Raw genomic sequence first — 13832 nt, forward strand, 5'->3', positions numbered from 1 at the left:
CACATGGCCATTCTTGTCCGCCGGTGACGCCAAGCGGTCAAGCGAGCGATACGACGCTTGGTCGAAGCGCTTGGTATGTTGGTGGAAAGACCACAGGCGCCGCCTCGCATTGCGGTGTGCCTCCGCCCACCCTATCTAGGGCCCAACCGCGCAAAACCGCACTTGCGCCGATAGAACAAATCTGGAACACACCTCTCCCATGAGTCTCACCCACATTAAAGTGCGCGGCGCGCGCGAGCATAATCTCAAGGGCGTCGACGTCGATCTGCCGCGCGATGCGCTGATCGTCATCACCGGCCTGTCGGGCAGCGGCAAATCGTCGCTCGCCTTCGACACAATCTATGCCGAGGGGCAGCGGCGCTATGTCGAGAGCCTGTCGGCTTACGCGCGCCAGTTCCTCGAGATGATGCAAAAGCCCGATGTCGAGCATATCGACGGGCTGTCGCCGGCGATCAGCATCGAGCAGAAGACGACGAGCCGCAATCCGCGCTCGACCGTCGCGACGGTCACCGAGATCTATGATTACATGCGCCTGCTGTGGGCGCGCGTCGGCATCCCCTATTCGCCCACAACCGGCGAGCCGATCAGCGCGCAGACGGTCACTGACATGGTCGATCGCGTGATGGAATTGCCCGAGGGGACGCGTGCCTATCTGCTCGCCCCTGTCGTGCGCGGGCGCAAGGGCGAGTATAAGAAAGAACTCGCGCAGTGGCAGAAGGACGGCTTCACGCGCGTTCGCATTGATGGCGAATTCTACGAGATCGGCGAGGCGCCGGCACTCGACAAGAAATATAAACATGACATCGAAGTCGTCGTCGACCGTATCGCGGTGCGCGAAGGTCTCGGCACGCGGCTCGCCGACAGTTTCGAGACTGCGCTGAAGCTCGCCGAAGGCCTAGCCTATATCGACCTCGCCGACGGGCCGGTGCCGGGACGCGAGGAGGAAGACACCGGCGGCGCGATGAAAGGCGCGGGCATCCCCGCGAACCGGCTGATCTTCTCCGAAAAATTCGCCTGCCCCGTCTCGGGCTTTACGATCGCCGAAATCGAACCGCGCCTGTTCAGCTTCAACGCGCCGCAGGGCGCGTGCCCCGCCTGCGACGGGCTAGGCGAACGGCAGGAGTTCGACCCCGACCTCGTCGTCCCCAACCATGCACTCAGCCTGAAAAAAGGCGCGGTCGTGCCGTGGGCGAAATCGAACCCGCCCTCGCCTTATTATATGCAGGTGCTCGAAAGCCTCGGCAAAGCCTATGGTTTCGACCTCACGACCCCGTGGCAGGATTTGCCCGGCGAGGTGCAACTGATCATCCTTTATGGCAGCGGCGGCAAGCCTGTCGAGCTGACCTTCAAGGACGGACGCCGCAGCTACACGACGCACAAGCCGTTCGAGGGCGTGATCGGCAATCTCAACCGCCGCCTGCTCCAGACCGAAAGCGCGTGGATGCGCGAGGAACTGAGCAAATATCAGGCGCCGCACCCGTGCGAGACCTGCCACGGCGCGCGCCTGCGCCCCGAACCGCTCGCGGTGAAGATCGCGGGCGAGGATATCAGCATGTCGGCGCAGCGCAGCGTCGCCGACGCGCTCGGCTGGTTCAGCACGCTCGAAGAGAAGCTCAACGACACACAGAAACAGATTGCCAAGGCGATCCTGAAAGAGATTAACGAACGCCTCGGCTTCCTCAACAATGTCGGGCTCGACTATCTCAACCTCAACCGCACCTCGGGCACGCTCAGCGGCGGCGAGAGCCAGCGCATCCGCCTCGCGTCGCAGATCGGTTCGGGACTGTCGGGCGTGCTCTACGTCCTCGACGAACCGAGCATCGGGCTGCACCAGCGCGACAATGACCGGTTGCTCGCGACGCTCAAGCGCCTCCGCGACCTCGGCAACACCGTGATCGTCGTCGAGCATGACGAGGATGCGATCCGCCATGCCGATTATGTCGTCGACATGGGTCCGGGCGCGGGTCTGCACGGCGGCGAGATCGTCGCCGAGGGCACGCTCGAACAGGTGCTGGCGAACAAGAACAGCCTGACCGCAGCCTATCTGACCGGCGCGAAGAAGATCGAGATTCCGAAGACCCGCCGCAAGGGCAATGGCTTCGACCTCGTGCTCAAGGGTGCGCGCGCGAACAACCTCCAGAATGTCACCGCGAAGATTCCGCTCGGCACCTTCACCTGCGTCACCGGCCTGTCGGGCAGCGGCAAGTCGAGCCTGATCATCGACACGCTCTATGCCAGCGCGGCGCGCGTGCTCAACGGCGCGCGGATGATCGCGGGACCGCACGACAGCCTGAAGGGGCTGGAGCATTGCGACAAGGTCATCGACATCGACCAGTCGCCGATCGGCCGCACCCCGCGCTCGAACCCCGCCACTTACACGGGCGCCTTCACGATCATCCGCGACTGGTTCGCGGGGCTGCCCGAAAGCCAGGCGCGCGGTTACAAGCCCGGGCGTTTCAGCTTCAACGTCAAGGGCGGGCGCTGCGAGACCTGCACCGGCGACGGGCTGATCAAGATCGAGATGCATTTCCTGCCCGACGTCTATGTGACGTGCGAGACGTGCCACGGCAAACGCTACAACCGCGAAACGCTCGAGGTGAAGTTCAAGGGCCACAGCATCGCCGATGTGCTCGACATGACGGTCGAGGATGCGGCGGAGTTCTTCAAGGCGGTGCCGTCGATCCGCGAGAAGATGGCGATGCTCGTCCGCGTCGGCCTTGGCTATATCAAGGTCGGGCAACAGGCGACGACGCTGTCGGGTGGCGAGGCGCAGCGCGTCAAGCTCGCCAAGGAATTGTCGCGGCGTTCGACCGGGCAGACGCTCTACATCCTCGACGAACCGACCACCGGGCTGCATTTCGAGGACGTCCGCAAGCTGCTCGAGGTGCTGCAGGCGCTGGTCGATCAGGGCAACAGCGTCGTGGTGATCGAGCATAATCTCGATGTCATCAAGACCGCCGATTACATCCTCGACCTCGGCCCCGAGGGCGGGGTCAAGGGCGGCGAGATCGTCGCGGCGGGGACGCCCGAACAGGTGGTGAAGGAAAAGCGCAGCTTCACCGGGCAGTATCTGGCGCCATTGTTGAAGTAATTGCCGATCCGCCAAATATCGGTTGAATTGACAAGCCACTTACAGCCTTGCAAGTTGCTCCCGGCTGCACTCTGCAGCTTGGGGGAAAATAGATGTCTTACCTGAGGGGCGCGTCCGCTTTTGCGGTCTCTTTCGCTATGCTTTCGATTTCAGTTCAGGCGCAGGAAGGCGCGGCACCGACCGCCGCCGCCGAACCCGCTGTTGTCACGGAAACGGCCGCTGCACCGGCTGCGGTGCCGGCGGTTGCCGCGCTTGCCATCGCGGCGCCGGCGCCCGGCCTGATGTTGCCTTCCTACACCGAAATTATCCTGACGCCCGATGCCGAGGCGAGCAGCAAGAAATTGCGCGAGGGGCACACCGTGCCGATGCACACGGTGTTCGACGTGATGCACAATGGCGTCGTCGTGATCCCGAAGGGAACGCGCGGGCTTGGCACGGTGACGTGGCGCACGGGCAAGGGCGCGTTCGGCAAGTCGGCGAAGATGGAGATCACCTTCAATGAGCTTACGCTGCCGAACGGCCACCGCCTGCCGCTGTCCGGCATGCACCGGCAGGAGGGTCAGGGCAACACCGGTGCCGCGGTCGGCGCGGCGATCGCGGTCGGCGTGTTCGGCGCCTTTGTAACCGGCAAGTCGGCGATCATCCCGACTGGCCAGCATCTGACGGCGCGGACCAACGAAACGCTGGCTTACAGCATTCCGGCGGGCACGGTGATCGTCCCGACCGCACAGCTTGCGCCCGCCGCGCCGGTCGCAGTGGTGACGCCTGCCGCCGCGACGGCGGAGGCCGCACCCGCAGCACGCGCCGAACCGGTCGCGGCCACGAAGCCGACCGAAGGCTAAGAAATCCGGGCCCCGGACGCGATCCGGGGCCCATCACCTTTCCCCGCCCGTCATGCTGACCCCGGACCGGGCCCGGGGCAACGACAGGTGGTGCAGCTCCTCGGCAACATGACCTAGTACATTGCCTGCGGTTCCTGCGGTCGCCGCGCGCCGTTACGCTGGCCGCCTTTGCGCAAAGGAACGGATCCCCATGGCGGCTGGCAAATCGATATTCGGCAAGGCGATCGGCTTTGCCGCGGGTCTGGTGGGCGCAGGAGCCGGTCCGGTCGCGGCGCAGACCACCGATGAAACCACCGCAAGAGCCCAGGCCGAAACCGAGCATGAGCGCATATTGCGCAGCCTGCGGCTCGTAATCCGCGAAGCCGGTTCGACGGCTTATCGGAACAAAATTCTGGTCGAACACGGGGCCAACGCCGACGATGTCATCTTTACCACCCCTTATGCCGAGGGGCTGGAGCTGATCCTGGTCGCCGACCAGCCGACCACCAGCAAGCCGTGGATGCAGCGTGACCTCAACCTGTACAAGGTCACGCAGGACGAGATCATGGCGCTCGGACGCCGTCAGGTGCTGGCGATCCTGCCGTCGCTGCCGCCCGCGGAGGCGGTTGCGGGCGGTGTCGTGATGGTCCCCAAGATGGACTATCTGGCCAGTTTGATGCTCGCGGACGGGTGGGACGATCTCGACGCAGCGCTCGGCGGCAATCTGCTGGTCGCGGTGCCGTCGGACGATGTACTGATCGTCGCCGACGGCGGATTTGCCGATACGCGCGTCAAGCTGCCCGACTTTGTCAAAGCGCAGTTCGACGACGCCAACCGGTCGGTGTCGCCGCTGGTATACCGGCGGCAGGGCGGCGCGTGGGTGGCGGTGGAGTGAGCATGGCTTGCCGCCCCTCTCCTTCCCCATCCTTACCCCGCACTTGACCCGGGGTGATGGAGGGGTGGTGGGTGAGCCACCCTCGCCGGATCAATGCCACACCGCCGACAGCGGGTAGAGCGCGATCAGCCAGACGAGGCAGGCGATCACGACGCGCCGGTCCTTCGCCGCGATCGCCAGCAACGCGACGGGGAAGAAGGACCAGCTCAGTACGATCGCCCGCAGGTCGCCGGCCTTTGGCAGCCCGGTGAACCACGCGACAATGGCGATCAGCATGACGTTGCACAGGAAGATCCCGCCCAGCACCTTGCGATAATGCTGGTCGAAATGCGCGTTGAGGTCGCTCCATCCCTCGGGATCGTCGGGGAAGACGAGCGACGCGGCGACATAATAGATCGCGCAGACGATAAAGCCGCCGAACATCACCGGCCAGCCGAGCGGCAGCAGGTCGCGGATCGCCCAGCCGTACATCCAGAAGGTGACGACGTCGCACGACACGAACAGCCCGAGCAGCGCGGTCGGCCAGCCGATCCGCACGCGGTGGCTGGCCTTCAGCGCGCGCGCCAGTCCGCCCAGCCCCTCGGCGAGCGCGAGGCCGAGGATCAGCCCGAACAGCGAAAAGATGAATTCGAACCCGCTCATATGCCCCCGCAATCAAGCTGTTGTCGTGCCCGGTGCGATCCGCGGCCGATCACCCTGCCCTAACGATCCCGCGACGCCGATCAAGCCCAGCGCCGGGGGCGCGCCCGCGCAACAATATTCCGAAGTTCACAAAGGTCACGCTCCCCTAGGGTAGAATGATACCCGCCGCACGGCGCGCGTCCGAAAAAACGGTGAGGAAGCCGACGATGCGAAAGAGCGGCGGCGACGCTGACACGGTGCGATAATGTAGGACAGATGTTTTTTGCGGAGCCCGACCCGTCGTCATGTCGGTCTCGACCCGGCATCCATTGCCGCGGCGTCGATGACCCCGGATCAGGTCCGGGGCGACGAGGTGGGGAAAAGCCCGTCGCGCAAGCGCGAGGGCCATATCACCCCATCAGCTTCGCGGTGATATCCTCGGCGGCATAGATGCGGATCACCGGCGGCTGCGGCGAGAGGGCGCGCATGTCGGCGACGAAGCCGCGCGCGGCGGGCACCGCGAAATGGGCGCGCACCGCGGCGATATCCGCCCACTCCTCGATAAAGACGAGGCGGTCGGGCTGTTCGACATCGACATGGCAGCGATGCCCCAGACACCCCGCCTCGCCGCGCGACCGCGCGCTATGCTCGGCGCCGAGCGCGATCATGCGCTCGCGATGCTCGGGGGCGAGGAGGACGTGGCCGGTGATGAGGATCATGCTATCGTCGGCCCAACCTACGAAAGCACTTGAGATAATAAAACCCAAAGTCCAGTTGCGATCAAAGAAGCAAAAATTCCGCCTACAAATCCGATAATTCTCTCGACATTCTTGCTTCCGATTCCTGCCATTTCTTGAAATCCAGAAATTTCCTCGGCCTTCATTCTCTTAATCGATTCGAGCTTATTAGCTTCGTTCTGCTGTTTGAATTTTACATCCTTTAGCTTCTCTAAAAGTGCCTCCAAATCAGATTTTCTTTTACTTGCTTCTTCCTTCATTTCGTTCAATGCGGAAAGTGCTGAGGCTAAACTCTGTCGAGCCGTGTCGATGTGAGCAATCCTCTCATCCACCGACGGAGGAAGGAAGGGACCGAAGGCTTTAGGGAACCGCCGATAAAGAGTTGGCGCCAAGACTGTGAACAAGTCCTCTATCGGAGCGAAGTATGCTCTTAATAGTTTAGTGAATGCGGCTGCCAATGCTGCCGCGATACCTGATTCAAAGGACATCTGTGTTCGACCTTAATCTTCAATAGGATTCACATCGATCACGATTATCCGCAAGGGAACGAGAGCCGTGCTTCGAACGATATAACAATCCACGGAAACTCCATTTAACCTCATAGAAGCTACCAATTCTTGACGTAACTCATCAAGAATATCGGCAGGGACTGAAAAAGAAGCCAACCCCTCCCATTCCTCGTTTCGGAACTTGCCCCATCCGTTTTCTTTGTTGAATTGAACGACATTGATATCGATGGTCGTAACATGCCTATCCACAACCGCAACGTCGACCTCATCGGTCATCCGCTTATCGGCATATAGAAGCCTGCGCGCTCGTCCGTCGACAACCGAAGAGACTGAAACATGCGAAGCACTTCGCCGGAGAGGAACATTCATTTCCTTGAGCAGTGGGGCCGACATGGTAACCAGATCCGCACGCTGCTCCTCAGTCATCCTTCGCAGTACATCTCGCTCGCCCTGAACAAGTAAGCGACGCTCCTGTTCTGCAAGCAGACGTTCATACAAATCTTTGTTTTCTTGAGACAATTCACGATCATGCGCCAGTTCATCTCTAAGAAGATCGAGCGTTCTTGTTATCGTGTCATCGCGCCCTCGTATCGCTTCATCAAACGTCTCCGCAAGCTGACGTTGAGTAGCCAGTGCGTCGCGGATTACATCGTCATCCGCGCTCTTGAATACTCTATCAACTACATATGAGAATATCGCCGAAACTGAAGCTTCGAAAACGGCCGGGCCAGCGGCCAGCAAGGCCGGTATCAAAATTTCGATACCAAAACTTCCTTGCTGGAAAGCGCGAATTTGGATGTCATGAATATTTTTTGAAGAAATTTTAGAAGGAAATGATCCAGTTCGCCGGAAATTATCTATTTTAACCAATAACCTAGATGCAGAATATTGAAATCTCGCAGATTCGTAAAACTCCATCCTATGCATTGATGCCAGCTTGCCATCGAAAACGAACTTCATTTGTTCCATGCCAGCCCCCAAGCGTTTATCTTATCCTTTATTAGGTAAAGCGCTCGGACTGTCAAAGCCCACCGTGAATGACACTTATATGACACTCCCTGTCACATACACGTCACACAACTCCCCCAAATGGCCCTCAGCGAGTCGCCGCGGGGGTGGTGGCTTGGATCGGTAACGACCCCCACCACAGGATTTTCCCATGTTGCAGAAATTCGCTCTTATCGCTGGCGCCGCGACGTGCGCGCTCGCGCTTTCCGCGTGCCAGGATCAGGCGTCTTCGGGCGGCGGCGCGCGCGATTATATCAGCGCGGTTGGCTCCTCGACCGTCTATCCCTTTGCCACCGCGGTCGGCGAGAAGTTCGCCGAAGCGACGGGCAACAAGACCCCCAAGATCGACAGCACGGGCACCGGCGGCGGTTTCGAGCGCTTCTGCGCCGGCGTCGGCGGCGACACCCCCGACATCGCGAACGCATCGCGCCGCATCAAGAAGAAGGAATTCGACACCTGCGTCAAAAATGGCGTGAAGGACATCGTCGAAGTCCAGATCGGCATCGACGGCATCGCGCTGGGCGAAGCGACGCGCGGCCCCGGCTTCAAGCTGTCGGAAGAAGATGTCTACAAGGCGCTGGCCGCCAACCCCTATGGCAAGCCGAACACCGCAAAGACGTGGAAGGACGTGAACCCCGCGCTTCCCGCGGTCGCGATCTCGGTATTCGGCCCGCCGTCGACCAGCGGCACCTATGACGCGTTCAAGGAACTGATCCTCGGCAAGGGCTGCGACGCCAATCCCGAGATGAAGGCGCTGAAGGACAGCGACAAGGACAAGCATGAGGCGGTCTGCACCGCGTTGCGCGGTGCGCCCTTCTATGTCGAGCAGGGCGAGAATGATAACCTCATCATCTCGAAGCTCGACAAGAACCCGACCAGCCTCGGCATCTTCGGCTTCAGCTATCTCGATGCGAACAAGGACAAGATCAAGGCGGTCCCGGTGCAGGGCGTCGCCCCGACCTATGCCGCGATCGCCGACGGCAGCTATCCCGGTTCGCGTCCGCTGTTCATCTATATCAAGAAGGCGCATGTCGGCGTCGTCCCCGGTCTCGCCGAATATGTCGCCGAGTTCCTGAAGGGCGCGGGCGAAGGCGGCTATCTGAACGCCAAGGGCCTGATCGTGTCGCCGAAGGCAATTGCGGACACCGCGGCGGCCAATGGCAAGGGCATGACCGCGCTCGACGGTTCGGCGCTGAAATAAGTTTCCTCCCGCTGGTGGCCGGGCGGGTTCGCCCCTTCCGGCCACCGTCTTTTTGATTGTTGCAGGACGGATATCGCGACGTGACCTTTAACGCCGCCGCCCTTTTGCTTTTGATTGCGGGTCTCGCGCTGATCGGCTGGCTGGCCGGTCGCGCACGGTCGAACCTGCTTGGGGGCCGTTCGGGCACCAAGCTGCATTCGCGCCCGCAATATCATGGCTGGTATGTCGCGCTGTGGCTGTTCGCCCCCGCCGCGCTGTTTCTTGCGGTGTGGGCGAGCGTATCGCCCGCGCTGATCACCAATCAGGTGCTGTCGAGCGAGGCGGCGCAGAGCCTGCCCTCCTTCGGCTTCGAGCGCGGCGCGATCCTGTCCGACGCGCGCAATGTCGCGCTGGGCGGCCAGGACAAGGTGCGCCTGCCCGCCGCGGCGGGGCTGGTGAAGCCCTATGCCGACGCGAGCCACAAATATGCGTGGATCGGCATTGCCGCGATGCTGGCGCTGGCGCTGGCCGGGGGGCTTTATGCCTTCACGCGCATCCGCCCCGATTTCCGCGCGCGGACGCGGGTCGAAAAGATCGTGATGCTGCTGTTGCTGCTGGCGTCGCTCGTCGCGATCCTGACGACGTTCGGCATCGTCTTGTCGCTGCTGTTTGAATCGATCCGCTTCTTCCGCCTCGTCTCGCCCGCCGAGCTGTTGTTCGGGACGACATGGGCGCCGCAGAGCGGGGCGCCGCAGCCCGACACCTTCGGCGGCATTCCCCTGTTCTGGGGCACGGTGCTGATCGGCGCGATCATCGCGATGATCGTTGCCATTCCCATCGGCATGATGACCGCGGTCTACCTCACCCAATATGCCGCGCCGGTCGTGCGCAAATGGGTGAAGCCGATCCTCGAGATTCTCGCGGGCGTGCCGACGGTCGTTTACGGCTATTTCGCCGCGCTGACCGTGGCGCCCGCGCTGCGCGAATTTGCGGTGATGCTGGGTATTCCCAACGCATCGACCGAAAGCGCGCTCGCCGCGGGTATCGTGATGGGGGTGATGATCATCCCGTTCGTCTCCTCGATGGCTGACGACAGCATCAACGCGGTGCCGCAGGCGATGCGCGACGGATCGCTCGCACTCGGCGCGACGCCGAACGAGACGATCCGCCAGGTGCTGATCCCCGCCGCGCTTCCGGGCGTGATGGGCGGCATATTGCTCGCGGTCAGCCGCGCGATCGGCGAGACGATGATCGTGGTGATGGCGGCAGGCCTGTCAGCCAACATGACCGCCAACCCCTTTGCCAGCGTCACCACGGTGACCGCACAGATCGTCAAGCTGCTCACCGGCGATCAGGAGTTCGACAGCGCGAAAACGCTCGCCGCCTTTGCGCTCGGCCTCGTCCTGTTCATCGTCACGCTGTTGCTCAACATCGTCGCGCTGCGGATCGTCAAAAAATATCGGGAAGCATATGAATAGGCAGACCGCCCCGACCGACTGGAAAGGCTCCGTGATGCAATCGCGCATCGCGAAGCGCTATGCCGCCGAACGCCGCTTCAAGCTGTTCGGGCTGGGCGCGGTGCTGCTCTCGGGCGCTTTCCTCGCTTTCCTGCTGTTCGTGATGGTCGGCAACGGCGCACGCGGCTTTACCTATACGCATGTCGCGGTGCCGGTCGATTTCAAGGCGATGCCGCTGACGATCGACACGGCGCGGCTCGGCGATGCCGACGCCGACCAGGTGATAGCGAACGCCGGGTTGGCCGACATCGTCGCCTTTGCCGCCGACGAGGCGCTGGGCAGCGGCGGATCGGAGCTGATTTCCGAGAATGCGTGGAAAGAGGTGCGTTCGCAGATCAAGGATGATCCCGAATTGCTGAACGGCAAGACGGTGTTCGAACTGCCAGCCTCCTCCGCGGTCGACATTGCCGCCAAGGAAGGTGCCAAGGGCGCGCTCGGCGCAAAGGTCGATGCGCTGGAGAAGGACGGCAAGCTGTCGACCGGCATCCACTGGCCCTTCTTCAAGAATGCCGATGCCACCGATCCCGCGGTCGCGGGCATCTGGGGCGCGCTCAAGGGATCGGTGCTGACGATCTTTATCGCCTTCCTGATCGCCTTCCCGACCGGCGTGCTCGCGGCGCTGTATCTGGAAGAATATGCGGCGAAGAACCGCTGGACCGACCTGATCGAAGTGTCGATCAACAACCTTGCCGCAGTGCCGTCGATCATCTTTGGCCTGCTCGCGCTCGCGGTGTTCATCAACTGGTTCGGATTGTGCCAGGCGAGCCCGCTCGTCGGCGGCTTGACGCTCGCGCTGATGACGATGCCGGTGATCGTGATCGCCAGCCGCAACGCGATCAAGTCGGTGCCGCCGTCGATCCGCGACGCCGCTTTGGGTGTGGGCGCCAGCCCGGTGCAGGTGGTGTTCCACCACGTCCTGCCGCTCGCGCTCCCCGGCATCCTGACCGGCACGATCATCGGCATGGCGCGCGCGCTGGGCGAGACCGCGCCGCTGCTCCTCGTCGGCATGCGCGCCTTCATCGGCGACGTTCCGGGCGGCATCTGTTCGCCGTCCACCGTGCTGCCGATGCAGATTTTCCTCTGGTCGGACGAAGTCGACCGGGGCTTTGTCGAGAAAACCTCCGCCGCGATCATCGTGCTGCTTATCGTGCTGCTGTCGATGAACGCCTTTGCGATCTATCTTCGCAACAAATTCGAAAAACGCTGGTGACCCCCATGACCCAAGACGATCTTACCATCGCCGACCCCAAGATGAAGGCGCACGGCGTCAATGTCTTCTATGGCGAGAAACAGGCGATCAACAACGTGTCGATCGACGTCGGCACCGACCTCGTCACCGCCTTCATCGGCCCGTCGGGCTGCGGCAAGTCGACCTTCCTGCGCTCGCTGAACCGCATGAACGATACCGTCGCGAGCGCGAAGGTGACCGGCCAGATCGAGCTCGACGGCGAGGATATCTATGCGCCGTCGATGGACGTCGTGCAGTTGCGCGCACGCGTCGGTATGGTGTTCCAGAAACCGAACCCCTTCCCCAAGTCGATCTATGACAATGTCGGCTATGGCCCGCGCATCCACGGCCTAGCACCGAGCAAGGCCGACCTTGATGTGGTTGTCGAGCGCGCGCTTGTCCGCGCCGGCCTGTGGGACGAGGTCAAGGACCGGTTGGCCGAAAGCGGCACCGCGCTGTCGGGCGGCCAGCAGCAGCGCCTGTGCATCGCGCGCGCGATCGCGGTCGACCCCGAAGTCATCCTGATGGACGAGCCCTGCTCGGCGCTCGACCCGATCGCGACCGCGAAGATCGAGGAGCTGATCCACGAATTGCGCGGAAAATATGCTATCGTGATCGTCACGCACAATATGCAGCAGGCGGCCCGCGTGTCGCAGCGCACCGCCTTTTTCCACCTCGGGACGTTGGTCGAATATGGCAAGACCACCGATATCTTCACCAACCCGAAGCAGGAACGCACCAAGGACTATATCACCGGCCGCTACGGTTGATCCGTAGCCGCGAAAGGACAGAGTGATGGCACTAACGAACGATCATACCGTCAAGGCTTTCGACGAAGATCTCAACCGCCTGCGCGGCCTGATCAGCGAAATGGGCGGTCGCGCCGAACAGGCGCTGCTCCAGGCGATGACCGCGCTCAACAAGGGCGACCTAGACCTCGCCGCACAGGTCGTTCGCGACGACAAGAAGATCGACGCGCTCGAAAGCGAAGTCGAGCAGCTCGCGGTGCAAACGATCGCCCTGCGTGCGCCGATGGCCGACGATCTGCGCGAGATGATCGCGGCGCTCAAGATCGTGTCGGTGGTCGAGCGGATCGGCGATTATGGCAAGAATATCGCCAAGCGCGTCGCGCTGATGGACCAGACGCGGTCGATCGAGGCGATCCCGCTGTTGATGTCGATGTCGTCGATCGTCGCCGAGCTGATCCATGATGCGCTCGACAGCTTCGCCGCACGCGACGCCGAACTCGCGGTGCGGGTGACGGTGCGCGACAAGAATGTCGACGATTTCTACAACAGCATCTTTCGCACGCTCGTCACCTTCATGATGGAAAATCCGAAATATATCTCGGAAAGCGCACATCTGTTGTTCGTCGCCAAGAACCTCGAGCGCATGGGCGACCATGCGACGAACATCGCCGAGATGGTCTATTATGTCGTGACCGGCGAACGGATGGAGGAACGCGAGCGCGGCGAACAGCCCGAAGATGGCGCCGCGGAACAGGAGCAAGGCTGATGCCGCAGCCCGACCTGCTGCTCATCGAAGATGACGAGGCAATCGCCGAGCTCATCGTCTGGCATTTCGCCCGCGAAGGTTTCTCGGTCCGCCAAACCCCCGACGGCGAACAGGCGCTCGTCCTCGTCGAGGAGCGCGTTCCCGACATCGTCCTGCTCGACTGGATGATCGAAAGCCTGCCCGGCATCGAAGTGTGCCGACGCCTGCGCCGCAACCCGAAATCGGCGAACGTCCCGATCATCATGCTCACCGCGCGCGGCGAGGAAGAGGATCGCATTCGCGGGCTGGAAACCGGCGCCGACGATTATGTCACCAAGCCGTTCAGCCCCCGCGAACTGGTTGCGCGCGTATCGGCGGTGCTCCGCCGTCTACGCCCGGCGCTCGCCGGCGAAATGCTGACCTATGCCGACATCGAACTGGATTCGGTCGCGCACAAGGTCGTGCGCGCGGGCCAGATCGTCGCGATGGGACCGACCGAATTTCGCCTGCTCCGCCATTTCATGGAGCATCCGGGCCGCGTCTTTTCGCGCGGACAATTGCTCGACAGCGTCTGGGGCCAGGACAGCGACATCGAGCTGCGTACCGTCGACGTCCATATCCGCCGCCTGCGCAAGGCGATCAACCTGCCAGGTACGACGGATATCATCCGGACGGTGCGGTCGGCGGGTTATGCGCTGGATTCAGGGAAGAGCGTCTGAGCCGATCGGACG

General features: G+C 62.3%; 13 protein-coding genes. 9 read left to right on the forward strand and 4 right to left on the reverse strand.

Annotated elements, in window-relative coordinates:
- Window positions 1-199 precede the first annotated feature (199 nt).
- The 3 genes from uvrA (at window position 200) to AC3A43_RS06780 (ending at window position 4807) form a co-directional block, all read left to right on the forward strand.
- Window positions 200-3091: an excinuclease ABC subunit UvrA gene (uvrA, locus tag AC3A43_RS06770; protein ID WP_487791750.1), complete on the forward strand. Its 2892-nt coding sequence runs from the start codon at window positions 200-202 to the stop codon at window positions 3089-3091.
- 137 nt (window positions 3092-3228) lie between these two features.
- On the forward strand, window positions 3229-3933 hold the full coding sequence (locus tag AC3A43_RS06775) for a hypothetical protein (protein ID WP_487791751.1): 705 nt from the start codon (window positions 3229-3231) through the stop codon (window positions 3931-3933).
- A 190-nt stretch (window positions 3934-4123) separates the two neighbouring features.
- Window positions 4124-4807: a DUF1444 domain-containing protein gene (locus tag AC3A43_RS06780; RefSeq protein ID WP_487791752.1), complete on the forward strand. Its 684-nt coding sequence runs from the start codon at window positions 4124-4126 to the stop codon at window positions 4805-4807.
- 90 nt (window positions 4808-4897) lie between these two features.
- Here the strand turns inward: AC3A43_RS06780 and AC3A43_RS06785 are convergent, their stop codons facing one another.
- From AC3A43_RS06785 to AC3A43_RS06800, 4 genes are all read right to left on the reverse strand, one after another.
- Window positions 4898-5449, reverse strand: coding sequence for a hypothetical protein (locus AC3A43_RS06785; RefSeq protein WP_487791753.1), 552 nt, complete (start codon window positions 5447-5449; stop codon window positions 4898-4900).
- Window positions 5450-5838: 389 nt separating this feature from the next.
- Window positions 5839-6147 (reverse strand): putative quinol monooxygenase, encoded by a 309-nt coding sequence (locus tag AC3A43_RS06790; protein WP_487791754.1) that lies wholly within the window; start codon window positions 6145-6147, stop codon window positions 5839-5841.
- A 17-nt stretch (window positions 6148-6164) separates the two neighbouring features.
- Window positions 6165-6653: a hypothetical protein gene (locus tag AC3A43_RS06795; RefSeq protein WP_487791755.1), complete on the reverse strand. Its 489-nt coding sequence runs from the start codon at window positions 6651-6653 to the stop codon at window positions 6165-6167.
- Between the two features lie 12 nt (window positions 6654-6665).
- A complete protein-coding gene (locus tag AC3A43_RS06800; RefSeq protein ID WP_487791756.1) occupies window positions 6666-7643 on the reverse strand; it encodes a hypothetical protein in 978 nt (325 codons plus the stop codon).
- Between the two features lie 190 nt (window positions 7644-7833).
- Here AC3A43_RS06800 and AC3A43_RS06805 point away from each other — a divergent pair, with 190 nt between their 5' ends.
- From AC3A43_RS06805 to phoB, 6 genes are all read left to right on the forward strand, one after another.
- Window positions 7834-8883 carry a substrate-binding domain-containing protein gene (locus tag AC3A43_RS06805; RefSeq protein ID WP_487791757.1) on the forward strand — a complete coding sequence of 350 codons (1050 nt, stop codon included), beginning with the start codon at window positions 7834-7836 and terminating at the stop codon, window positions 8881-8883.
- An 80-nt stretch (window positions 8884-8963) separates the two neighbouring features.
- Complete coding sequence (gene pstC / locus AC3A43_RS06810; RefSeq protein ID WP_487791758.1) at window positions 8964-10340, forward strand: phosphate ABC transporter permease subunit PstC; 1377 nt, start codon at window positions 8964-8966, stop codon at window positions 10338-10340.
- The gene (gene pstA, locus AC3A43_RS06815) at window positions 10333-11589 is read left to right on the forward strand and encodes a phosphate ABC transporter permease PstA (RefSeq protein WP_487791759.1); all 1257 of its coding nucleotides are present in this window, start codon (window positions 10333-10335) and stop codon (window positions 11587-11589) included. The genes pstC and pstA overlap by 8 nt, the downstream gene beginning before the upstream one ends.
- Window positions 11590-11594: 5 nt before the next feature.
- Window positions 11595-12377 (forward strand): phosphate ABC transporter ATP-binding protein PstB, encoded by a 783-nt coding sequence (gene pstB, locus AC3A43_RS06820; protein ID WP_487791760.1) that lies wholly within the window; start codon window positions 11595-11597, stop codon window positions 12375-12377.
- A 25-nt stretch (window positions 12378-12402) separates the two neighbouring features.
- Window positions 12403-13122: a phosphate signaling complex protein PhoU gene (phoU, locus tag AC3A43_RS06825; RefSeq protein WP_487791761.1), complete on the forward strand. Its 720-nt coding sequence runs from the start codon at window positions 12403-12405 to the stop codon at window positions 13120-13122.
- The gene (gene phoB, locus AC3A43_RS06830) at window positions 13122-13820 is read left to right on the forward strand and encodes a phosphate regulon transcriptional regulator PhoB (RefSeq protein WP_487791762.1); all 699 of its coding nucleotides are present in this window, start codon (window positions 13122-13124) and stop codon (window positions 13818-13820) included. The genes phoU and phoB overlap by 1 nt, the downstream gene beginning before the upstream one ends.
- Window positions 13821-13832 lie beyond the last annotated feature (12 nt).

Source organism: Sphingopyxis sp. Soil_C_28, assembly GCF_057657055.1.